This is a genomic window from Streptomyces sp. NPDC050997 (genome assembly GCF_040660135.1).
Classification (GTDB): domain Bacteria; phylum Actinomycetota; class Actinomycetes; order Streptomycetales; family Streptomycetaceae; genus Streptomyces.
Map to the genome: position 1 here is coordinate 200096 of NZ_JBFAGK010000007.1, position 22244 is coordinate 222339.

Below are 22244 nucleotides of genomic sequence, written 5' to 3' on the forward strand. Positions count from 1 at the left end.
GCGCGCCGGGTCAACTGGACAGCGGCACACGAGGAATGGGGCGGGCAACGGCCATGATGGGACCAGCACACTCACTGTCGGGCGCCGCCGCCTGGCTGGGCGTCGGCGCGGCAGCCGCGGCGACCGGGCACACGATGCCCTGGCCGGTCCTCCTCGCCGGGGCCCTGATCTGCGCCGGCGCCGCGCTCGCCCCGGATCTCGACCACAAGGCCGCCACCATCTCGCGGGCCTTCGGACCCATCTCCCGCGGACTGTGCGAGATCGTCGACAAGCTCTCCTACGCCGTCTACAAGGCCACCAAGAAGCAGGGCGACCCGCGTCGCTCCGGTGGACACCGGACGCTCACGCACACCTGGTTGTGGGCCGCGATGATCGGCGGGGGCGCCTCGGTGGCGGCGATCACCGGTGGCCGCTGGGCCGTGCTGGCGCTCCTGTTCGTGCACATGGTGCTGGCCATCGAGGGGCTGTTGTGGCGGGCGACCCGTGGCTCCAGCGCGGATGTCCTGGTCTGGCTGCTGGCCGCGACCAGCGCGTGGATCCTCGCCGGCGTCCTGGACAAGCCGGGCAACGGCTCGGACTGGTTGTTCGCGGCGCCGGGCCAGGAGTATCTGTGGCTGGGGCTGCCGATCGTGCTGGGCGCGCTCGTGCACGACATCGGGGACGCGCTCACGGTCTCCGGGTGTCCGATCCTGTGGCCCATCCCGCTCGGCCGCAAGCGCTGGTATCCGATCGGTCCGCCGAAGTTCATGCGCTTCCGGGCCGGCAGCTGGATCGAGCTGAAGGTGCTGATGCCGGCGTTCATGCTGCTCGGCGGAGTGGGCTGCGCGGCGGCGCTCAACTTCATCTGAGCGGGCCGCGAAGCGCGCCGCCGTCCTCAGCCGCCGGGAATCACGAACCGCCGGTATCGACCTCCGGGACTCAGGCCCCGCCGGACCCCTGGCCCGCCCCGCCGCCGTAGCGCCGTTCGAACTGGGCGATGCGCCCCTCTGTGTCCACCGTGCGGGCCTTGCCGGTGTAGAAGGGGTGGCTCTCCGAGGAGATCTCCACGTCCACGACCGGGTAGGTCTCCCCGTCGTCCCACTCGATGGTCCGGTCGCTGGTCGCGGTGGACCGGGTGAGGAAGGCGTAACCGGCGGCCCGGTCGCGGAAGACGACCGGGTGGTAGTCGGGCTGTTTGTCCTGCTGCATGGGTCCTCCTTGTGCGGCGCCGGCCGGACTGTCGGCGGCACGAGACGGGTGCGGTCAGCTGGGCCGGCCGTCCTCGTCGACGATGTGCATCGCGGCCTCCTCGGCGGAGGCGGCCGCGCCGTCGATACCCACGTCCGTGGCGACCAGCGCGCTCTCCTCATCCTCGTGCGCCCCCTCGTCCGGCGCCACGAGACGGCCGGAGCGGGCCGCCCCGACCTCGTTGTCGAGGAGTTCCCCATCGGTTCCGTCGCAATCGCCGATGCCGTCGCCGTCGGGCTCGGGCAGGTCGGTGCGCTCCTCGGCGAGCCGCTGGTCCAGCGTCTCGCCCGTGTGGCGCTCCGCGGCCGTCACACCGGTGTGCTCCACCGCCCAGGGGTGTTCCGGAGGCGACCAGCCCCGGTCGAGAGGATCCTCGACCCCGTCGTTCTCCAGGGTGTCCTCCGCGTCGAGCAGCCCCGCGTCGTCCTGGATCTCGGATCCGTCGGGCTGGTAGACGTCGTCTCCCCATCCGTCGGCGCTGTTCACGGGTACCTCCAGGTGATGGGGCCGGGCTCCTTCTCCCCGTGGCCGGCGGCGGACCGCAGACGTACGGTGCACAAGCCGCGCCCGTCGGTGAACCGTGCGGTTCGCGAACGCTCCCCGAGCCGGTGCCGCTATCCAGCCTTCCACTCGACTTCGGCACAGCGCAACGGCACGGGCGAGGGTCGGGGACCGCTCGTCCCCGACCCTCGCCGCCCCCGCCCCCGCTCCTGCGGAGCCGCCCGGTCACCCGTGCCAGGACCGCCACAGCGCCGCGTACGCTCCGTCGGCCGCGACCAGCTCGTCGTGGCTGCCCAGCTCGCTGATCCGGCCGCTCTCCACGACGGCGATGACGTCCGCGTCGTGGGCGGTGTGCAGCCGGTGGGCGATCGCGACCACCGTGCGGCCGTCGAGGACCCGGGCCAGGGACCGTTCCAGATGGCGGGCCGCCCGCGGATCGAGCAGGGAGGTCGCCTCGTCCAGGACCAGCGTGTGCGGGTCGGCCAGCACCAGCCGGGCCAGGGCGATCTGCTGCGCCTGGGCGGGAGTGAGTGCCAGCCCGCCCGAGCCGACCTCGGTGTCCAGGCCGTCGTCCAGGGCACGCGCCCACCCGTCCGCGTCCACCGCGCCCAGCGCCGCCCACAGCTCGGCGTCGGCCGCCTCGGTCCGGGCGAGGAGCAGGTTGTCGCGCAGCGAACCCACGAAGACGTGGTGCTCCTGGTTGACGAGGGCCACGTGCGAGCGAACTCGCTCGGCCGGCATCCGGGAGAGTTCGGCGCCGCCCAGGGTGATATGGCCGTCCCGGGGTGCGTAGATCCCGGCGAGCAGCCTGCCCAGCGTGGACTTGCCCGCGCCGGAGGGGCCGACCAGGGCCAGCCTGGTGCCGGGGGCGACCTTCAGGGACACCTCGCGCAGCACGTCCACGCCTTCGAGGTAGCCGAAGTGCACCCGGTCCGCGTGCACGTCCCGTCCGTCGGGGGCCACCGCGTCGTCACCGGCGTCCGGCTCGATGTCCCGGACACCGACCAGCCGGGCCAGCGACACCTGGGCCACCTGCAGCTCGTCGTACCAGCGCAGGATCAGCCCGACCGGGTCGACGAGCATCTGCGCGATCAGCGCACCCGTGGTCAGCTGTCCGACCCCGATCCAGCCCTGCAGGACGAACACACCGCCGACCATCAGCACGGAGGCGAGGATCATCACATGGGTGACGTTGACGATGGGGAAGAGCACCGACCGCAGCCAGAGTGTGTAGCGCTCCCAGGCCGTCCACTCCTTGATCCGCCGCTCCGAGAGCGCGATGCGGCGGGCGCCGAGCCGTTGGGCCTCGACGGTGCGCCCGGCGTCCACGGTCTCCGCGAGCGCGGCGGCGACGGCGGCGTACCCGGCGGCCTCCGAGCGGTAGGCCGCTCCGGCCCGTTTGAAGTACCAGCGGCAGCCGACCAGCAGCAGCGGTACGGCGAGCAGCACGGCGGCCGCCAGCGGCGGCGCGGTGATCACCAGCCCGCCCAGCAGCAGCGCCACCCACACCACGCCGATCGCCAGCTGCGGCACGGCCTCCCGCATCGCGTTGGACAGCCGGTCGATGTCGGTGGTGATCCGGGACAGCAGGTCGCCCGTCCCGGCTCGCTCCAGGACCCCCGGCGGCAGACCGACGGCCCGCACCAGGAAGTCCTCGCGCAGGTCGGCCAGCATCCGCTCGCCCAGCATCGCCCCGCGCAGCCGCACCTCCCGTACGAACACGGCCTGGACGGCCAGCGCGCACAGGAAGAGTCCGGCCGTCAGCCCCAGGTGGAGCTCGCGGGCCCCGTCCGACACCCGTTCCACGAGCCCGCCCAGCAGCCACGGGCCCGCCATCGAGGCGACCACGGACACCGTGTTGACGGTCATGAGGAGCAGGAAGGCACGGCGGTGCCGGTGGAACAGTTCGCTCACGTAGGCGCGCACGGTCGCGGAGGCGCCGACGGGCAGGGTGTTCGCCGTCGTCGGGGCCGCCGGGTCGTACGCCGGTGGAGCCACGCCGATCATGCTGTCTCCTCGATCTCTTCCAGTGCGTCCAGTACGTCGGCGGCGTCCAGTGCGTGGCCCGCGGCCGATACCTCGTCGGGGGTCGGCACGTCGCCCGCCCGCTCGGACCCGGTCGTCCGCTGCCCGTTCCGGGCGGCGGCGGCCTCCTCCTCGGTCTCACGGGTCACCACGGCCCGGTACCGGGGCTCCGTGTGCACCAGCTCGCGGTGCACCCCGACCGCCACGACCTCGCTCTCGTGCACGAGCACGACGTGGTCGGCCCGGTCCAGAAGCAGCGGGGAAGAGGTGAACACGACGGTCGTGCGCCCGGTGCGCAGCCCCCGCAGCCCGTCTGCGATCCGTGCCTCCGTGTGCGAGTCGACGGCGGAGGTCGGCTCGTCCAGGACCAGCACCTCCGGGTCCGTCACCAGTGACCGGGCCAGCGCGAGCCGCTGGCGCTGGCCGCCGGACAGGGACCGTCCGCGTTCGGTGATCCGGGCGTCCATCGGATCCTCGGCGTCGATCGACCCCTGCACGAGGGCGGTCAGGACGTCCCCGCACTGCGCGGCAGCCAGTGCCTCCTCGGCGCCGACGCCGCCCGAGGCGGGCACGTCGAGCAGTTCGCGCAGCGAGCCGGACAGCAGGACCGGATCCTTGTCCTGGACGAGGACGGCCGTGCGGGCGGAGTCCAGCGGCAGGTCGTCGAGCGGCACACCGCCCAGCAGGACCGACGTGCCCTCGTCCGAGGGGTGTCCGCCCAGCCGCTCCGCCAGCAGTCCGGCCGCGTCCGGGTCGCCGCACACCACGGCGGTGAGTCGGCCGGCGGGCACCAGCAGACCGGTGGCCGGGTCGTACAGGTCGCCGGACGGGGTGTCGGCGGCGCGCGAGCCCCCGGTGTCCGTGGCGCGCTCCAGCGACAGCACGCGCGCGGCACGCCGGGCCGACGGACGGGAGAAGGAGTAGGCCATCGCGATCTCTTCGAAGTGCCTCAGCGGGTACGTGAGGAGCATCACCGAGCTGTACACGGTGACCAGTTCGCCCACCTCGATCCGGCCGTCCCGGGCCAGGTGGACGCCGTACCAGACGACCCCGATCAGCAGCAGTCCGGGCAGCAGGACCTGGATCGCGGAGATCAGCGACCACATCCGGGCGCTGCGCACGGCCGCGTGGCGGACCTCCTGGGAGGCGCGGCGGTAGCGGTCGAGGAAGAGGTCCTCGCCGCCGATGCCGCGCAGGACGCGCAGACCGGCCACGGTGTCCGAGGCCAGTTCGGTGGCGCGTCCCGCCTTCTCCCGCTGGATGTCGGCACGTCGGGTCGCCCGGGGCAGCAGCGGCAGCACCGCCAGGGCGAGGAGCGGCAGCCCGACCGCGACGATCACGCCGAGCGCCGGCTGGTAGACGACCAGGCCGACACAGACCAGTACGAGGGTGAGCGCCGCCGCGGTGAACCGGGAGACGGACTCCACGAACCAGCCGATCTTCTCGACGTCGCCCGTGGAGACGGCCACGACCTCGCCGGCCGCGACCCGTCGGGTCAGCGCCGAGCCCAGCAGGGCGGCCTTGCGGGCCAGCAACTGCTGGACCCGCGCGGCAGCCACGATCCAGTTGGTGACCGCCGAGCGATGCAGGAAGGTCTCACCGACCGCGTTGCCGACGCAGCACACCGCGAGCAGGCCGCCCGCGAGGGCGAGCCGGGCACCTGAGTGGTCGACGACGGCCTGGACGGCGAGTCCGACACAGAACGGCAGTACGGAGACGGACCCGAAGTGCAGCAGCCCCCAGGCCAACGACCTGAGCTGCCCGCCCAACTGGTTGCGGAAGAGCCACCACAGGAATCGGGGACCCGAGCGCGCGTCCGGCGTACCCGGGTCGGGATACGGAAGGTCTTGAATCTGCATGACGTCCCAGTGGCTCGTGTCAGGGGGTGGGGGGACCGCGAACGGCGGCAACAAACCGTGAAAGGTTCGCGTCGCAGCGTGGTCGAAAGCAACCGGTTTTCCGTCGCGGCGACCAGAATCGGCTGACCGCGATGCGACCATGGAGCGATGCGGAGTGGAGACACACGGCGTGCCGCGGTCGCGACGGCGGCCCTGGGAGCCCTCCTGATCGCGCTGCCAGGCTGCGGCGGTCCGGGCCCGGAACGACGTGGCGGCGCGGAGCCGAGAGCCGGGGGTAACCCGGCCGACGCCCGCCAGGACTCCGACCCGACCCGCATCCCCGACGTCGGCGACCGGCTGCGGCGGCGGATCTCCGCCGACACCCGCCAGGTGGTGGCGGTCTACGGCGACGGCAGGAACTCCGCCGAGTCCACCGTCGTTCTCTACACCAGGCACGGCACCACCTGGGACCGCACCGGCAGTTGGCCCGCGCACAACGGCAGGACGGGCTGGACCACGAACCACCACGAGGGCGACAACCGCAGCCCCGTAGGCGTGTTCACCCTCAGCGACGCGGGCGGTGTACTCCCGGACCCGGGGGCCCGGCTTCCGTACACCCGGTCCGTCGCCTTCGCGGCCCCGCGCTGGTGGGCCAAGTCGTACTGGCACGACTTCGACTACGTCATCGCCATCGACTACAACCGGGTCAAGGGCGCCCCGCCGAACGACCCGACCCGCCCGCGGGGGCGGTCCGAGGGCGGCGGGATCTGGCTGCACATGGACCACGGCAGCGGTACGTCGGCGTGCGTCAGCCTGTCCAGGCGGGCGATGCGGCATCTGCTGCGCACCCTCGATCCGGAGCTGCGTCCCGTGGTGGTCATGGGGGACAGGGCCGACCTGAAGGCCTGACGTTTTCCGGGGAGACCTCATTGCGGAGGGTGCCCGACTCGCCGTAGAACACCGGCCATGAAGAGACGGTTCATCATGCCCATGCTCGCCGGAGCGACCCTCCTGGCGAGCACCCTCCTCGGGACGAGCCCGGCCTTGGCGGCTCCTGCCTCAGCAGCTCCTGCCTTGACCCAAGTCGCCCCGGCCCGATCCGCGGACGCCCCGGTCCAACCCGCCGACATCCCGGCCGAGTTCGGGACCGACTGGCACGACCCGGTCACCGCGGCCCCGCCCGTCGGGAAGCCCGCCGGAAAGTCCTGCCAGGTCACGCTCGCCGAGGCGCAGTTCCGTGACTTCACGCCGTTCAAGGGCTCCTACACGCCGCCCGACGGATGCGGCGACCGCTGGAGCAAGGTGGTGCTGCGGCTGGACGGCAAGGTCAGGGGACGGCAGTTCGACCGGCTCGGCTATGTCCATGTCGGCGGCGTCGAGATACTCCGTACGTCGACGCCCCAGCCCTCGCCCGACGGCATCGAGTGTTCCGTCGAGAAGGACGTCACGCGCTACAGCGACACCTTCCGCGGCAGCCAGGACGTCGAGATGCTGATCGGGAACGTCGTCGACGACACCTACACCGGCGTCATCGACGTGAAGGTCACGCTCACCTTCTACGCGGGAAGGCAGGCCCCGGCCCCGGATCGCGTCCTGACCCTCAAGGACAACACGCTCACCACCCCGCGCAACAGCGAACGCATCGTCGCCGAGGTGTACGCCACCGGTTCCGGCGGCGGCTGTGAGGAGTACTGGTATCTGACGGTGCCCGACTCGGCCCCGTACTCCTGCCAGGCCTCGGGCGGGCCCTACCGTGAGGTCCAGATCAAGGTCGACGGTCGACTCGCCGGGATCGCCGCGCCGTTCCCGACCGTGTGGACCGGCGGCTGGTCCAACCCCTTTCTCTGGTACGTCGTCCCGGGACCGCGCGCCCTCAACATCAAGCCGATCGAATACGACCTGACGCCGTTCGCCGGGATTCTCAACGACGGCCGCCCGCATCGAGTCGACGTCTCCGTCGTCGGCGTCCCCGAGGGACAGAGCGGCTGGAGCACCCCGGTCAACGTCCTCGTCCACCAGGACGCCAGGAGCACGCACGTCGGCGGGAAGCTCACCGTGCACAAGAGCGCGGACCTCGTGAACTCCTCGACGTACACGCCCGGTTCGGACCATCGCGTAGCCACTGAGGGTGGTCATCGGCTGACCGTCGCCGGATACGTGGACACCTCGCACGGCAGAGTCACGACCACCGTCGGCCGTTCCCTCGCGAACACCTCCACGCACCGCTGGACCGACGGTGAGACCGTCGACGCCCTCGACGCGACCTGGGCGGACGACGAGTCGGTCACCGTCGACGGGCGCGGACCTGCGCGTACGACGCACACCCGGCGGACGTACACGATGGACGGCACCACCACGCTCGGCGCCGCCGACCGGCTGCGGACCGTGCTGACCCTCGGTGACCGTGCCACGGTGACTCAGTCGCGCGACGGCCGACGCACCGCGTGGACGCGGCTCGACGACACCTACACGGGCGACGCGACGTACACGGCGAACGTGCCCCGCGACCAGCGGCACGCGGTCGCCGCGACGAGCGAGCGCTATCGGATCCACGGATCATCCGGGTGCTACGACCGCTCTCTGACGGCCGTTCAGGGAGTGCTCGCCGGGGATCGCCGGGGCTGCTGAGGGGGGTTGTGTGCGATGCGTCACACGAGGGCGTGATTTACGGGAGGGAAACACGGCGGTCTTGTGCGGGATCAACGGCACCTCCAAAGTGATCGACACGGAATCCGCTTTCCGTATCGCAGAAGTCCCGTTCAGGCTTCTGAGTGTCACCGATCCCCCAAGGAGTGCCCGTGCCGCCGTCCGTCCCGTCCCTGCCGCGACGCGTCGCACGCATACTGCGTACCTCTCTCTTCGCGCAGGTCGCCTGCGCGCTCGTACTCGGAATCGTCGTCGGAAAGCTGTGGCCGGACGTGGCCACGGAACTCCAGCCGCTCGGCGACGGTTTCACCCGGCTCATCAAGACGATCATCTCGCCCCTGGTCTTCTGTGTGGTCGTCGTCGGCATCGCCAAGGCCGGTGACCTGAAGGCGTTCGGCCGGATCGGACTCAAGGCACTCGTCTGGTTCGAGGTCGCGAGCACGCTCGCCCTGCTCATCGGGCTGCTCGCCGCCAACATCGTGCAGCCCGGCTCGGGAATGAACGTCGACCCGTCCCAACTCGACGCTTCGGCGGTCGACGCGCAGACCGGGGGCGGTTCGCTGCCCTCGACGACCGAGTTCGTCCTCAACGCGCTGCCGCAGAGTTTCATAGGCGCCTTCGCCGAGAACGAGCTTCTGCAGGTGCTGATCCTGGCCTGCCTGGTCGGTGCCGCGCTGCTGCACCTCGGCCACACCAAGGTGCCGAAGGTGCTGCCCGCCGTCGAGCAGGCCCAGGAGATCATCTTCGCGATCGTCGGCTTCATCATGCGGCTGGCCCCGATCGCGGTGTTCGGCGCGATGGCCTTCCTGATCGGGCAGTACGGGCTCGGTGTGATCGAGACGTACGCCAAGCTGATCGTCCTGTGCTACGCCGCCGCCGCGCTTTTCGTCGTACTGCTCGGCGTCGCGCTCAAGACGGTCACGGGGCTCAGCCTCTGGAAGTTCGTCCGCTACATCCGCGAGGAGATACTGCTCGCGCTCGGCACCGCGTCCACCGAGTCGGTCATGCCGCGCGTGATGCAGAAGCTGCGCCGCGCCGGTGCCCGCGACGACGCGGTGGGCCTGGTGCTGCCCACGGGCTACTCGTTCAACCTCGACGGCGCCTCCCTCTACCTGTCCATCGGCACCCTGTTCATCGCCCAGGCCGTGGGCGTGGACCTGAGCCTGAGCCAGCAGATCACCGTGATCCTGGTGCTCATGCTGACCAGCAAGGGCATGGCGGGCATCCCCGGTTCGGCCTTCCTCGCCCTGTCCGCGACCGCCAGCTCACTGGGGGCCATCCCCGCGGGCGCCGTCGCGCTGCTGCTCGGGGTGGACCGCATCATGGACTCGATGCGCGTCGTGACGAACCTGCTCGGCAACTGCGTCGCCGTCTTCGCCGTATCCCGCTGGGAGGGCGCGCTGGACTTCGACCGGGCGAAGAAGGTCCTGGACGGCGAGATCGTGCCGACTCAGGACGACGACGAGGGCGGGCCCACCGTGCCGGGAGCGGACGACGGCAAGGGTGAGCCGACCGCGACGAAGGCACCGGCCGCCGCCGTCCCGGTGACGCCGGTCGCGGCCGACCCCGACGACAAGCCGGCGGCCGTACCGGCCCAGTCGGTCAAGGAACCGGCCCCGGAAGCCGGCTGACGCCCCCGACAGGACGGGCCGCGGCCCCCGCTCCAGCAGTACGGAGCGGGGGCCACGGACCGTTATCCCGCGCGCAGTCCAGTCGGCCCGCTCCATGCTTCCCACACTCAGCTCAGCGGGCCCGTTTCGTGCTTCGCGGGTGCGGCTCAACCGCTCAGCAGGTCCGCCCCCGCTCCGGTACCCCGTCCACCACCCCGTCCACCAGCGTGTCCAGCAACCCGCCGAGCAGCTCCCGCTGTCCGCCCGTCAGCGGGGCCAGGATCTCCTCCGCGGCGGACCTGCGCGCGCCGTGCAGCTCCAGCAGCGCCTTGCGTCCCTCGTCGGTGAGCTCGATACGGATCACCCGGCGGTTGGTCGGGTCCGGCACGCGGCGCACCTTGCCGCTCGCCTCCAGCCCGTCGACGAGCGTCGTCACGGCCCTGGGTACCACCTCGAGCCGCTGCGCGAGATCCGCCATCCGGGGCGGCGCGTCGCAGTGCGCGAGGGTGCGCAGCAGCCGGGACTGGGCCGGGGTGATGCCGAGACCACGCTGCTCCAGATGGCGCTTCTGGATGCGGTGCACCCGGCGGGTCAGCCGCAGCAGCTGCTCGGCGAGCGGGCCGTCGGAATCGGGGGTGGTCATACCGGAACAATATCAGGACCAAGCTCATTGTGAGTATAGGTAACAATGAGCTAAGCTCCGTAAATCCTCATCGCCTCACCCTCCGTAGGAGACCATGCCCCGCGACGAAATCAACTGGACCCCCTCTCCCGGCACCTCGACCGAAGAGCCCCGGCAGGTGCGCCGCATCCTCAAGCTTTTCAAGCCCTACCGTGCCCGACTCGGGATCGTCGGCCTGCTGGTCGGCGCCGCTTCCCTGGTCACCGTGGCGACCCCGTTCCTGCTGAAGGAGACGCTGGACGTCGCCATCCCCGAGGGCCGCACCGGCCTGCTGAGCCTGCTCGCGCTCGGCATGATCCTGAGCGCCGTCCTCACCAGCATCTTCGGTGTACTGCAGACCCTGATCTCCACCACGGTCGGCCAGCGTGTCATGCACGACCTGCGCACCGCGGTCTACGGCCGTCTGCAGCGGATGTCCCTCGCCTTCTTCACCCGCACGCGCACCGGCGAGGTCCAGTCCCGCATCGCCAACGACATCGGCGGCATGCAGGCCACCGTCACCTCGACCGCCACCTCCCTGGTCTCCAACCTGACCAGCGTGGTCGCCACCATCATCGCGATGATCGCCCTCGACTGGCGGCTGACCGTGGTCTCCCTGGTCCTGTTGCCGGTCTTCGTGTGGATCAGCCGCCGGGTCGGCAACGAACGCAAGAAGATCACCACCCAGCGGCAGAAGCAGATGGCCGCGATGGCGGCGACCGTCACCGAGTCGCTGTCGGTCAGCGGCATCCTGCTGGGCCGCACGATGGGCCGTTCCGACTCGCTCACCCGGTCCTTCTCCGACGAGTCCGAGGAACTGGTCGACCTCGAGGTGCGGTCGAACATGGCCGGGCGTTGGCGCATGGCCGTCATCTCGATCGTCATGGCCGCCATGCCCGCGGTCATCTACTGGACCGCCGGTATCACCCTCCGGACGAGTGGCCCCGAGGTCTCCATCGGCACCATCGTCGCGTTCGTCTCCCTCCAGCAGGGTCTGTTCCGCCCCGCCGTCAGCCTGCTGTCGACCGGCGTCCAGATCCAGACCTCGCTGGCGCTCTTCCAGCGCATCTTCGAGTACCTCGACCTGCCGATCGACATCACCGAGCGCGAACAGCCGGTCCATCTCGACCAGGTCAAGGGCGAGGTCCGCTTCGAGAAGGTCGATTTCCGCTACGACGGCGACAAGGGGGGCGACAAAGGCAGCGACAGTGGCGGCACCGCGGTCGGTGCGGTCAGCCCGATCCTCCACGGCATCGACATCACCGTCCCCGCGGGCAGCAGTCTCGCGGTCGTCGGCCCGACCGGCGCCGGCAAGTCCACGCTCGGCTATCTGGTGCCGCGGCTGTACGACGTGACGGGCGGCCGGGTCACCCTCGACGGGATCGACGTGCGCGACCTGGACTTCGACACCCTCGCCCGGTCGATCGGCGTCGTCTCCCAGGAGACGTACCTCTTCCACGCCTCGGTCGCCGACAACCTGCGCTTCGCCAAGCCGGACGCCACCGACGAGGAGATCGAGCAGGCGGCGAAGGCGGCCCAGATCCACGACCACATCGCCTCCCTGCCCGACGGCTATGACACCGTCGTCGGCGAGCGCGGCCACCGGTTCTCCGGCGGGGAGAAGCAGCGGCTGGCCATCGCCCGGACGATCCTGCGCGATCCGCCGGTGCTGATCCTCGACGAGGCGACCAGCGCCCTGGACACCCGCACCGAACACGCCGTCCAGGAAGCGATCGACGCCCTCTCGGCCAACCGCACCACGCTCACCATCGCGCACCGGCTGTCCACCATCAGGGATGCCGACCAGATCGTGGTCCTGGACTCCGGGCAGGTCGCCGAACGCGGCTCGCACGAGGAACTGTTGGAGCGGGACGGGCGGTACGCGGCGCTGGTTCGCCGGGACGCCCGACTGGAGCCGACAAGCTGACGATATGTCGGATTTGTAAGCATTATCGGGTTACCGTGCCCGCATGCATATGAACACTCCGCCACGGAACATGATCCGACTGACGCGCAGGGGCCGTCTCGCCCTCATCGTGACCGGGGCCGTCGTGGCCGGCACCGCCGTGGCGGTGCCGCTCCTGACCCTGGGCAGCGACGGGGAGAAGAAGCCCACCGCCCTGGTCGTCCCGGAGGGCTGGCGCGCCGCCCAGGTCTACCGCGCCGTCGACAAGATCCTCGCCCTGCCCGCGGGCACCACCAAGAAGTCCCTTGGCAAGGCCAACCTGAGGCTGCCGATCGACGCGGAGGGCAACCCGGAGGGCTACCTCTTCCCGGCGACATATCCGCTCAAGGAGAAGGCGACTCCGGAGCAGATGGTGTCGTTCATGGTCGATACCGCCAACAAGAAGTTCAACGGCGCCCCGGTCGCGGCCGGCGCGCAGCGCAACTCCATGAACGTCTACCAGGCCGTCACCATCGCGAGCATCGTCCAGTCCGAGGCCGCCTCCAAGGCCGACATGGGCAAGGTGGCCCGGGTCGTGTTCAACCGCCTGGAGCGCGGCATGCCGCTGCAGATGGACTCCACCATCAACTACGCGCTCAATCGCTCCAGCCTGAAGACCACTGAGGCCGACACCCGGATCAACAGCCCCTACAACTCGTACCTGCGCATGGGTCTGCCGCCGACCCCGATCGCGAACCCGGGCGAGGACGCGATGCGCGCCGCGATCACCCCGACTCCGGGCAACTGGTTGTACTTCGTCACGGTCAAATATGGCGACACGCGCTTCACGGCCGACTACGCGGAGCACCAGCGCAATGTCGCCGAGTTCAACCGGCTCCAGCAGCGGAGCCGGGCCACCGCGCGTTGACCGGCACGGTCTGCCTGCTGTCGATCCGCGAGGGAGGGCGACATGGGACGTCAGGCGGCGACGCGCTCCTCGGTCAGCAGCCGCCTGATGTCGTGTACGGCCGCGCGTCCCGCCCGGTTGGCGCCGATGGTGCTCGCCGACGGGCCGTAGCCGACGAGGTGGATCCGCGGGTCCGCCACCGCGCGCGTGCCCTCGACCCGGATCCCGCCGCCGGGCTCGCGCAGTTTCAGCGGCGCCAGGTGGTCGATGGCGGCCCGGAACCCGGTCGCCCACAGGATGACGTCGGCCGGCACGCGCCGGCCGTCGTTCCACGCCACGCCGTCGGGTGTGATCCGGTCGAACATCGGCAGCCGGTCCAGCACTCCGTCCGCGATCCCCTGGCGTATCGCGTCGTTGAGCGGAAGCCCCGTCACCGACACGACGCTCTTCGGCGGCAGCCCCTGCCGCACCCGCTCCTCGACCAGCGCGACCGCGGCCCGGCCCAGGTTCTCGTCGAAGGGCCCCTCGCGGAACACGGGCGGCCGCCGGGTGACCCAGGTGGTGGCGGCCGCGTAGGGAGCGATCTCCAGCAGATGCTGGGTGCCGGAGGCGCCGCCGCCCACCACGACGACCCGCTGCCCGGCGAACTCCTCGGGTCCGGAGTAGCGCGCGGTGTGCGACTGGCGTCCTTGGAAGGTCTCCTGGCCCGGGTAGCGCGGCCAGAAGGGCCGGTCCCAGGTCCCGGTCGCGTTGATCAGCGCCCGTGTCGCCCAGGTCCCGTCGGAGGTCTCGACGAGCAGCCGGCCGCCCTCGCCCTCGCGGACGGCGCGCACCCCGACGGGCCGTTTGACCCGCAGGTCGAAGGCGCGCTCGTACCTGTCGAAGTACTCGGTGACGACCTCGGCGGAGGGCCTGGACGGATCGGCGCCGGTGAGTTCCATGCCGGGCAGGGAATGCATCCCGTGCACCTTGCCGTACGTCAGCGACGGCCATCGGAACTGCCAGGCGCCGCCGGGGCCGGGGGAGTGGTCGAGCACCACGAAGTCCCGGTCCGGCTCGTAGCCCGTGCGGCGCAGGTGATAGGCGCCGGCCAGTCCGGCCTGTCCGGCGCCTATGACGACCACGTCGACCTCGCGCGTGTTGTTCACGGTTCTACCAACAGCGCGAAGCCCGTGGATCTTCCCGTGCGGTCAGCGCCCGCTTCCCACGAGGAACGGCTTGCCGGCCGTCGCGGTCTCGACCAGCCCCCGGGACGCCAGTTCGGGGATCACACCCTCGCCGAACCAGTACGCCTCCTCCAGGTGCGGATACCCGGAGAGCACGAAGTGCTCGACGCCCAGCGCGTGGTACTCCTCGATCAGGTCGGCGACCTCGGCATGACTGCCGACGAGGGCGGTGCCCGCGCCGCCGCGGACCAGCCCCACGCCCGCCCACAGGTTCGGATGGATCTCCAACTCGTCCCGGGAGCCGCCGTGCAGGGCCAGCATCCGCTGCTGGCCCACCGACTCACTGCGGCCGAGCGCCGCCTGCGCCGCCGCGACGCTGTCCGCGTCGAGGTCGTCGAGCAGCCGGTTCGCGGTCGCCCAGGCCTCGGCCGCCGAGTCGCGCGAGATGGTGTGCAACCGGATCCCGAACCGGACCGTGCGGCCCTCCCGCTCGGCGAGCGAGCGGATCCAGTCGATCTTCTCCTTGACCTGCGCGGGCGGCTCGCCCCAGGTCAGATAGACGTCGGCGTGCCGCGCGGCGACCGGCCCGGCGGCAGCGGAGGACCCACCGAAGAACACCTGCGGCACCGGGTCCGGCGGCAGCGCGGTCAGCCCGCCGTCGACCTGGTAGTGCGTGCCGTGGAAGTCGTACGGCTCACCCCGCCAGACCCCGCGTACCACCGACAGGAACTCGTCGGTACGGGCATACCGCCGGTCGTGGTCGAGCCGGTCGCCGAAGCGCCGTTGCTCGGTCGAGTCGCCGCCCGTGACGACGTTCAGCAGCAGCCGCCCGCGTGTGACCCGCTGATAGGTGGCCGCCATCTGCGCGGCGAGCGTCGGCGAGATCAGCCCCGGCCGCAACGCCACCAGGAACTTCAGGCGCTCGGTGTGCTGGGCGAGTGCCACGGTCGTCAGCCAGGCGTCCTCGCACCAGGTGCCGGTCGGGGTGAGCACCGCCTCGAAGCCCAACTGCTCGGCCGCCTTGGCGATCTGGGCCAGGTACTCGATGTCGGGCGCACGTACTCCGCGCACCGGGCCGGACCCGTTGGAGGCGTACGCGTGCCGGTCGATGAGCGTACGGCCGTCGCCGCCCGTCGGCAGGAACCAGTGGAGGCGGACGGTCATGTCACTTCTCCTTGAAGACGCGCGGGGCGGTCGTGGACGGCGGCAGGTCACCGTTGAAGCGGGTGTCGACGAACTTCCCGAAGTCCACCGTGCGCGGGATCAGCTTCAGGCCGGTGAAGGCGTCCGCGATCTCCTGCTCGGAGGCGATGAGCGGCTTGTCGACCGCGACCGGAACACGGGAGGCGTTGGTGCGCTTCACCGCGCCCAGCGCCGCCTCGTACGGCAGCCCCGTGTCCTCGGCCCACACCTTGGCCCACGCCTCGGGGTGGTCGTACACCCAGGCGTAGGCGCGGCGCAGCCGGTCCAGGTAGTCCTTGACGGCGGCGGACTTCTTCTTGTTCTTCAGCGCGTCGGGCGAGGCCACCTGGAAGCTGAGGCCGTTGGTGATGCCGTCGCCGGTCGTGAGCACGCGGCCCAGCTTGGCCTGGAGCACCTGCGAGGTGTACGGGTCCCACACCGCCCACGCGTCGACCTTGCCGGAGGTGAACGCGGCCAGCGCGTCCGCGGGCTGGAGGTACTTCACCTTGACGTCGTCGAAGGTCAGCCCGGCCCTCTTCAGGCTGGCGACCAGCTGGTAGTGGGCGGAGGAGCCCTGCGCCACGGCGATGGATTTGCCCTTGAGCTGCTTGGGGTCCTTCAGCTTCGAGTCGTTGGGTACGAGGATCGTGTCGCCCTTGGACGTGCCGTGCCAGGCGGCCACCACCGAGATCTTGGAGTTGGCGCCGGCCGCGAAGACCGGCGGGGTGTTGCCGACGCCGCCGACGTCGACGGCCTTGGCGTTGACCGCTTCCAGGAGTGGCGGGCCCGAGGTGAACGTGGACCACTTGATCTTGTATTTGAGGTTCTTGAGCTCTCCGGCGGCCCGCAGGATGGCCTCGGAACCACCCTTCTGGTCACCGACGTCGAGCGTGAGGGAGCCCTTGCCGTCGGTGCCGTCGCCCGCCCCGGTGCTGGCCGACGAGTTGCCGCCGCATGCGGTGAGTACGAGAGCGAAGGGGAGGAGCAGGGCGGCGGGGACGAGACTTCGTCGCATGGGGGGATCCGTTCTGTGCTGTGCTGTGCTGTGCGGCTCGGGGGTGGTCGGGCAGTCGCTGATCAGGTGGGGGCAGGCGGGGGGGCAGGTGGGGAGTGGTCAGGCGGCTTCGGCGGCCGGGTCGACTCCGAGGCGCTCCAGGAGTCCGGCGCGCAGTTCGGCGAACCGCGGGTCGGTGATGTCGCGCGGCTCGTCCAGGTCGATCTGCTGCTCGTGCGCGATGACACCGTCGTCCATCACCAGGACACGGTCGGCGAGCAGAACGGCCTCCTCGACGTCGTGCGTGACGAGCAGGACCGCGCAGCCGCGCCGTCGCCACAACTCGCCCACCAGACGCTGGGCCTTGATCCGGGTGAGCGCGTCGAGCGCGCCGAACGGCTCGTCGAGCAGCAGCAGATCGGGCTCACGGACCAACGCCCGGGCCAGTGAGGCGCGTTGGGCCTCACCGCCGGAGAGCGTCTTGGGCCAGGCGTCGGAGCGGTGGTCCAGGCCGACCTCTTCGAGGGCCCGGTCGGCGAGGGCGCGTTCGGGCCTTCCCGGCAGCCCGAGCAGCACGTTGCGCCACACCTTCTTCCACGGCATCAGCCGCGGCGCCTGGAACGCGACGGCCTTGCGGCGCGGGACGAGGACCGTGCCCTCGATGTCACGGTCGAGACCGGCGAGGATGCGCAGCAGCGTGGACTTGCCGCAGCCGCTGCGGCCGAGCAGGGCGACGAACTCACCCCGCTGGATGTCGAGTCGCAGGTCGTCGATGACGGCGCGGCCGTCGAAGGAGCGGGTCAGCCCCTCCACCCGGACGGCCTGGGACACCGAGGCGACCGAGGACACCGAAGACGTGGGGGACGCAACGGGCGCAACGGACGCGTCGGACGCCTTGGAGCGCTGGGGCACCGGGGACACCGGGGACACCTGGGACATCTGGGGGCTCACCGGCCGGTGAATGTCGGTCGCCATTGCAGCAGCAGCCTTTCGAGGGTACGGACGACGAAGTCGGCCAGCAGGCCGAGGAAGGCGTAGACGATCAGGCAGACCACGATCACGTCGGTCCGCAGGAAGTCCCGTGCCTGCACCATCAGGAACCCGATGCCGGAGTCCGCGTTGACCTGCTCGGCGAAGACCAGCGCGAGCCACGAGATGCCCAGGGAGTAGCGCAGGCCGGTCATCGCCCCGGGCAGCGCGCCCGGCAGGACGACGTGCCGCACGAGCCCCCACTTCGACAGACCGAGGGACTCCCCGGCCTCGATCAGCTGGGAGTCCACACCGCGGATACCGGCGTACACGTTGAGGTAGAGCGGGAAGGTCACGCCGAGCGTGATGATGGCGACCTTCGGTGTCTCACCGATGCCGAACCAGATGATGAACAGCGGGATCAGTCCCACGAAGGGCACGGTCCGCAGCATCTGGACGGGAGCGTCCACGAGGTCCTCGCCGATCCTGAACAGGCCCGAGACCAGGGCGAGTCCGGTGCCGACGACGACGCCGAACAGCAGTCCGGCCGCCACGCGCCGCAGTGAGGTGCCCATCGCGGAGGTCAGCGAACCGTCGGCGATCAGATCCCGGCCCACCTGCGCGATCCGCCCCGGTGAGGCGAGTACGTCGGGGGTCAACACGCCGATGCTGCTGAGGAGTTGCCACAGCGCCAGCAACACCAGCGGACCGGTGGTGCGACGCAGCCAGCGGGGCACGCGGGTGCGGCGGGTGGAGCTGGGGACGAGAGCGTGGAGGTCGAGCGGAGACCGCTCGGCGGCGTCGGGCTCGGCGGGAGTCCCGACGGGAGTGGAGGTTGATATATCGGAAATATCGGATTCTTGGGAGCCGGGCGGGGCATGGCTGATGCTCATGAGTGCTCCATGGCCAGGAGAGCGGCCGGTGAGGGATGCGCCAGGGCGCCGCCACGTCTCAGGAGTGACCAGGACGTGCGGGGGCGGCGGCGCGGATCAGACGGGGGTCAGATCCGGACCGGGCGAGGGGAGGGGCGAAGAAAGAGAGGGCGTCAGCAGCCGCGGCGACACGCGGCGGAGGCCACCCGCAGCAGGTCGATGTGACCGCGCGTGGTGAGCATGGCTGAACGCAACATGCGGCTGAACGTAGTCAGGTGACGTGGCCACGGTCAATGGCGTCTCGGGAAGTGGGACATCCGTATCGGGTGGTGGTCGGCCGGGCGGGTGTGAAACGCGATGAGTGGGTGAGGATGGGAGGTATGTCAGACGCCTTCACCACCCGAGTCCTGAACGTGACGACCGGTTCCACGGAGCGGATCGCCGACCTCACCGGCGACTGCGAGGCCTTCCTGCGCGAGGTGGCCGCCGGACGCGACGGCCTGCTGAATCTCTTCGTCCCGCATGCGACGGCCGGTGTCGCGATCATCGAGACGGGCGCCGGCAGCGACGACGACCTCCTCGCCGCCCTGCACACCCTCCTCCCCGCCGACGACCGCTGGCAGCACCGCCACGGCAGCCCGGGCCACGGCCGCGACCACGTCCTGCCCGCCATCGTTCCCCCGCACGCGACGCTCCCGGTGGTGGGCGGGCGGCTGGAGCTGGGGACGTGGCAGTCGGTGTGCCTGGTGGACACGAACATCTCTAATGTCAACCGTCAGGTTCGACTGAGCTTCTTGGGCTGACCAAGATCGCTCGCGGAGGTCCTGCCGCCAATTCTCCGTACTCTGCACGCTCGAACGGAGAGCAACTTGCACGGTACGGACCTGAACGTGATTGAACGACCTTACGACGGATGCGGCAAATGCCTGCTCGGCGTGCGGCGACTGTCCCGCGTGAAGCTGGCCACGTCATCCCCTGAGCGTCAGCGGGAGAACGTGCTCACGGCGGCCGCCTCCGTCGGCGCCCACATCATCGGTTGGGCCGACGACTGGGAGGTCTCGGGAGCCACCGATCCGATGACGCGCCCGAAGCTGGGCCCCTGGCTCCATGATGAGAAGGGTCCCTACGACGGCCTCGTCGCCGCCGCGGTGGACCGGCTCGGCCGCAACGTAGTCGACTGCCTGAACACCGGCTACAAGATGCGGGACGAGAAGAAGGTGCTCGTCACATACGGGCACGACGGTCCTTGGGAACTTGATGACCCGGCCGACGAGAACCGCTTCACCATGGAGGCCTGGGGTGCGCAGATGGAACTCCGCGCGATCCAGCGCCGGAACCGTGACGCCACAATCAAGACTCGTGCGGCCGGCCGCCCGAAGGGCAAACCGTCCTACGGCTTCCAGTACGTGCGGAAGGTGATGGGCGGCAAGATCGACCGCGTCGAACACCATCCGCACGCTTCGGAAGTCATAAGGCAGGTCGCCCGCCGCGTTCTGGCTGACCCTGACAACGTCACCCCCAGCCCGGCGATCGACTGGCCGCCCAGGTACGCGGCGCGCACGGCGATGGCCTTCGCGGCCGTGACAACCGGGCGGCGCCCGCCCTTGCTGCCCTTGGTTTCGGCGGCCCGTAGTCCGTCGTACGTCAGCTCACGCTGGAGGTCGCGCTGGAGTTCGGCGGCGGCAGCGAGGGTCTGGGGCAGGGGATCGTGACGGCCATCCCGATCCCCGCGACCATCCCGGCCACCGGCATCTCACGCACCCGGCCCGAGCCCGGTGCGGACTTCCACCCGCTGCTTGAGGCCGGTGTTGAAGGCGGCGTACCCGTCTTTTTTGGGTGTTCTGAGGAAGCGCCGAATCAGGGTGACCAGGGCGCCGGAGAATTCCTCGTGGTTGGTCAGGCGGGTGGTGCCGTCGTGGTTGGGGGAAAGGACGAAGGAGTGCTGGCCGTGGAACAGCTGCTTGCTGCCGAGCGTGCCGACCCACCGCAGTTCCTGGCCAGGCGTCGCGACGGTGACCGTGGGCCTGAAGGTCATGCCCGGCATGCGCATCGTGAGCCGGCTTCCCACTTGAGCACTTCCCTCGGCTGCGGAGAAGGTGCTCCACTCGCCGTAGGCGGCGAAGTCGGTGAGGACGTCCCACACCGCTTGCGGGGTGGCGTCGATGTCAATAACGGCGGTGAGCACCGGCTTCATGGTGGTTTCCACTTCTGGCTGGTGCGGGAGGGAGGGGCGGGGGTTCGGCGAGCGGGTGGTCTACCGGTGGTCGGTGGGGCCGGGGACTGGCGTGGAGCGCAGTCCACGGCGGTCAGAGCGTCACGCCCGGCGCGGCCCTGGAGGGGGCGCTGTTGGTGCTGGTGGCCGTGGCCTCCTGCAGGCCGTGGTCGATGAAGTCGATCATCCAGGTGAAGCTGTCGTCGATGTCGGTGGCGAACTGGAACCCGCCGGCTGCTTCCAGGGATGCGTATCCGTGCAGGACGGTGCGCAGCATCCGCAGCGCGTGGATCTGCTGGTCGGGGTCGATCCGGTAGCCGTGCAGCATGGCCGCCCAGGAGTCGACCACCCGGTTGAGAGCGTCGATGAGGGGGTCGTCGGGTCCGGTCGGGCGGGCGGCGTTGGCTGCGGCGTATCGGCCGTGGTGGTCCTTGACGAACGTCCGCATCGCCTGCGCGCCGCGGGCCAGGGCTTCGGTGCCGGCCCGGCCCTGGATGGCGTCGCGGATGGCGTCGGCGCACTGGTTCATGGCCAGGATGGCGATCCGGTGGGCGAGGTCGGTCTGGCCGGTGACGTGCTTGTACAGCGAGGGGGTCCTGACCCCGAGCCGTTCGGCGACCAGGCCCATGCTGAGCTGGTCGAACCCGACCTCGTCGGCCAGGGCGGCGGCGGCTTCGGTGACCGTCGCGGCGGTGAGTCCGGCCCTAGGCACCGGCAGCCGCCTTGGCCAGGAACGGCAGGGCCAGCGCGAGGACCTGGTCGGGGGTCTGGGCGTGCGGGTAGTGGCCGGCGCCGTCGATCACGGCCAGCTCACCGAGGCCGGCGGGCAGGTCGGCGATGATCTTCGCCCCTTCGGCGCGGGGGTCGGCCCAGTCGGGGTCCAGGCTGCCTTCGACGATCAGGACCGGGCAGGTGACGTGGGCGAGCTGGGTGCCGGCGTCGGTGGGCTTGGACTTGCACATGTCCTGCAGGGCCTTCATCCGGCCGGGCTCACTCAGCGTGGCCTCGATGCGGGCCAGTTCGCTGTTCCAGTCGGCGGGCTTGGCCGGGTAGGCCACGTCGAGGTACTTCTTCCAGTCCGCCAGGCGTCCCCGGACGATGACCTGCGCCATCCGCGTGTACCCGGTCCGGAAGCGCTTGACCCGGATCAGCCCGCCCAGGTCGACCGGCTGCGCACGGGTGAACGGAGCCAGCTCGATCACTCCGCTGATCACGTCGGGCGCGGTGGCGGCCGCGATGGTCGCGGCGCCGCCGCTGATCGACTGCCCGATGATCACGGCCGGGCCGCCGAGGTGACGCACGACGGCGACCAGATCTCCGGCGATGTCGGTGCGGCTGTATCCGTCCCAGCCGAGGCTGGACTCACCGCACCCGCGGATGTCGACGTTCGCGACCCGGTATCCGGCGGCCACCAGGCCGGGAACGAGGAAGCGGTAGGAGTGCCGGCTGTCGCCGATACCGTGCGCCAGCACGACCAGGGGACCCTCCCCGGTCACGTCGAAGGCGATGGTGTTCTTGCCGATTCTCAGGTGCTCGGTCATGCCGTCCT

At 70.6% G+C, this 22244-nt stretch carries 22 protein-coding genes; 8 read left to right on the plus strand and 14 right to left on the minus strand.

The features are described 5' to 3' along the window. Positions 1 to 53 precede the first annotated feature (53 nt). A complete protein-coding gene (locus AB0H86_RS18365; RefSeq protein ID WP_362439047.1) occupies positions 54 to 848 on the plus strand; it encodes a metal-dependent hydrolase in 795 nt (264 codons plus the stop codon). Positions 849 to 918: 70 nt separating this feature from the next. On the opposite strand, the gene AB0H86_RS18370 is transcribed toward AB0H86_RS18365, so the two are convergent. From AB0H86_RS18370 to AB0H86_RS18385, 4 genes are all read right to left on the minus strand, one after another. After that, complete coding sequence (locus AB0H86_RS18370; protein ID WP_362439050.1) at positions 919 to 1188, minus strand: type B 50S ribosomal protein L31; 270 nt, start codon at positions 1186 to 1188, stop codon at positions 919 to 921. A gap of 54 nt (positions 1189 to 1242) precedes the next feature. Next, on the minus strand, positions 1243 to 1713 hold the full coding sequence (locus AB0H86_RS18375) for a DUF5709 domain-containing protein (RefSeq protein WP_362439053.1): 471 nt from the start codon (positions 1711 to 1713) through the stop codon (positions 1243 to 1245). Positions 1714 to 1953: 240 nt separating this feature from the next. Then, entirely contained in the window at positions 1954 to 3735 is a 1782-nt protein-coding gene (locus AB0H86_RS18380; RefSeq protein WP_362439056.1) for an ABC transporter ATP-binding protein, read from the minus strand. Then, positions 3732 to 5612 carry an ABC transporter ATP-binding protein gene (locus AB0H86_RS18385; RefSeq protein WP_362439059.1) on the minus strand — a complete coding sequence of 627 codons (1881 nt, stop codon included), beginning with the start codon at positions 5610 to 5612 and terminating at the stop codon, positions 3732 to 3734. The genes AB0H86_RS18380 and AB0H86_RS18385 overlap by 4 nt, the downstream gene beginning before the upstream one ends. Positions 5613 to 5759: 147 nt before the next feature. Here AB0H86_RS18385 and AB0H86_RS18390 point away from each other — a divergent pair, with 147 nt between their 5' ends. From AB0H86_RS18390 to AB0H86_RS18400, 3 genes are all read left to right on the plus strand, one after another. Further along, on the plus strand, positions 5760 to 6500 hold the full coding sequence (locus AB0H86_RS18390; RefSeq protein ID WP_362439062.1) for a hypothetical protein: 741 nt from the start codon (positions 5760 to 5762) through the stop codon (positions 6498 to 6500). A gap of 57 nt (positions 6501 to 6557) precedes the next feature. Then, on the plus strand, positions 6558 to 8219 hold the full coding sequence (locus tag AB0H86_RS18395) for a peptide-N4-asparagine amidase (RefSeq protein WP_362439065.1): 1662 nt from the start codon (positions 6558 to 6560) through the stop codon (positions 8217 to 8219). Between the two features lie 170 nt (positions 8220 to 8389). Then, complete coding sequence (locus AB0H86_RS18400; protein ID WP_362439068.1) at positions 8390 to 9868, plus strand: cation:dicarboxylase symporter family transporter; 1479 nt, start codon at positions 8390 to 8392, stop codon at positions 9866 to 9868. A 154-nt stretch (positions 9869 to 10022) separates the two neighbouring features. Here AB0H86_RS18400 and AB0H86_RS18405 read toward each other — a convergent pair whose 3' ends face one another. Continuing rightward, entirely contained in the window at positions 10023 to 10490 is a 468-nt protein-coding gene (locus tag AB0H86_RS18405) for a MarR family transcriptional regulator (protein WP_362439071.1), read from the minus strand. Positions 10491 to 10584: 94 nt separating this feature from the next. Between AB0H86_RS18405 and AB0H86_RS18410 the strand changes: the two genes are divergently transcribed. Together AB0H86_RS18410 and mltG are read left to right on the plus strand one after the other, a co-directional pair. Continuing rightward, positions 10585 to 12435, plus strand: a complete 1851-nt coding sequence (locus tag AB0H86_RS18410; RefSeq protein ID WP_362439074.1) for an ABC transporter ATP-binding protein — start codon at positions 10585 to 10587, stop codon at positions 12433 to 12435. Between the two features lie 43 nt (positions 12436 to 12478). Further along, a complete protein-coding gene (gene mltG, locus AB0H86_RS18415) occupies positions 12479 to 13321 on the plus strand; it encodes an endolytic transglycosylase MltG (RefSeq protein ID WP_362439077.1) in 843 nt (280 codons plus the stop codon). A gap of 50 nt (positions 13322 to 13371) precedes the next feature. Here the strand turns inward: mltG and AB0H86_RS18420 are convergent, their stop codons facing one another. The 6 genes from AB0H86_RS18420 to AB0H86_RS18445 all read right to left on the minus strand — a co-directional run bounded on the left by AB0H86_RS18420 (position 13372) and on the right by AB0H86_RS18445 (position 18740). Next, positions 13372 to 14448: an NAD(P)-binding domain-containing protein gene (locus AB0H86_RS18420; RefSeq protein WP_362439080.1), complete on the minus strand. Its 1077-nt coding sequence runs from the start codon at positions 14446 to 14448 to the stop codon at positions 13372 to 13374. Positions 14449 to 14490: 42 nt separating this feature from the next. Continuing rightward, positions 14491 to 15630: an LLM class flavin-dependent oxidoreductase gene (locus AB0H86_RS18425; protein ID WP_362439083.1), complete on the minus strand. Its 1140-nt coding sequence runs from the start codon at positions 15628 to 15630 to the stop codon at positions 14491 to 14493. Position 15631: 1 nt separating this feature from the next. After that, the gene (locus tag AB0H86_RS18430; RefSeq protein ID WP_362439086.1) at positions 15632 to 16663 is read right to left on the minus strand and encodes an ABC transporter substrate-binding protein; all 1032 of its coding nucleotides are present in this window, start codon (positions 16661 to 16663) and stop codon (positions 15632 to 15634) included. A 99-nt stretch (positions 16664 to 16762) separates the two neighbouring features. Beyond that, entirely contained in the window at positions 16763 to 17473 is a 711-nt protein-coding gene (locus AB0H86_RS18435) for an ABC transporter ATP-binding protein (protein WP_362439089.1), read from the minus strand. 116 nt (positions 17474 to 17589) lie between these two features. Further along, a complete protein-coding gene (locus AB0H86_RS18440; RefSeq protein ID WP_362439092.1) occupies positions 17590 to 18504 on the minus strand; it encodes an ABC transporter permease in 915 nt (304 codons plus the stop codon). Between the two features lie 152 nt (positions 18505 to 18656). Next, positions 18657 to 18740 carry a putative leader peptide gene (locus tag AB0H86_RS18445; protein WP_351276907.1) on the minus strand — a complete coding sequence of 28 codons (84 nt, stop codon included), beginning with the start codon at positions 18738 to 18740 and terminating at the stop codon, positions 18657 to 18659. 123 nt (positions 18741 to 18863) lie between these two features. Here AB0H86_RS18445 and AB0H86_RS18450 point away from each other — a divergent pair, with 123 nt between their 5' ends. Both AB0H86_RS18450 and AB0H86_RS18455 read left to right on the plus strand, forming a co-directional pair. Then, the gene (locus tag AB0H86_RS18450) at positions 18864 to 19286 is read left to right on the plus strand and encodes a YjbQ family protein (RefSeq protein WP_362439094.1); all 423 of its coding nucleotides are present in this window, start codon (positions 18864 to 18866) and stop codon (positions 19284 to 19286) included. A gap of 66 nt (positions 19287 to 19352) precedes the next feature. Further along, positions 19353 to 20195: a recombinase family protein gene (locus tag AB0H86_RS18455; RefSeq protein WP_362439097.1), complete on the plus strand. Its 843-nt coding sequence runs from the start codon at positions 19353 to 19355 to the stop codon at positions 20193 to 20195. A 41-nt stretch (positions 20196 to 20236) separates the two neighbouring features. Here AB0H86_RS18455 and AB0H86_RS18460 read toward each other — a convergent pair whose 3' ends face one another. The 3 genes from AB0H86_RS18460 to AB0H86_RS18470 all read right to left on the minus strand — a co-directional run bounded on the left by AB0H86_RS18460 (position 20237) and on the right by AB0H86_RS18470 (position 22236). Continuing rightward, entirely contained in the window at positions 20237 to 20689 is a 453-nt protein-coding gene (locus AB0H86_RS18460; RefSeq protein WP_362439100.1) for an SRPBCC domain-containing protein, read from the minus strand. A 100-nt stretch (positions 20690 to 20789) separates the two neighbouring features. Beyond that, the gene (locus AB0H86_RS18465) at positions 20790 to 21407 is read right to left on the minus strand and encodes a TetR-like C-terminal domain-containing protein (RefSeq protein WP_362439103.1); all 618 of its coding nucleotides are present in this window, start codon (positions 21405 to 21407) and stop codon (positions 20790 to 20792) included. Further along, positions 21400 to 22236: an alpha/beta hydrolase gene (locus AB0H86_RS18470; protein ID WP_329321665.1), complete on the minus strand. Its 837-nt coding sequence runs from the start codon at positions 22234 to 22236 to the stop codon at positions 21400 to 21402. Before AB0H86_RS18470 ends, AB0H86_RS18465 begins: the two co-directional genes overlap by 8 nt. Between the last annotated feature and the right edge of the window lie 8 nt (positions 22237 to 22244).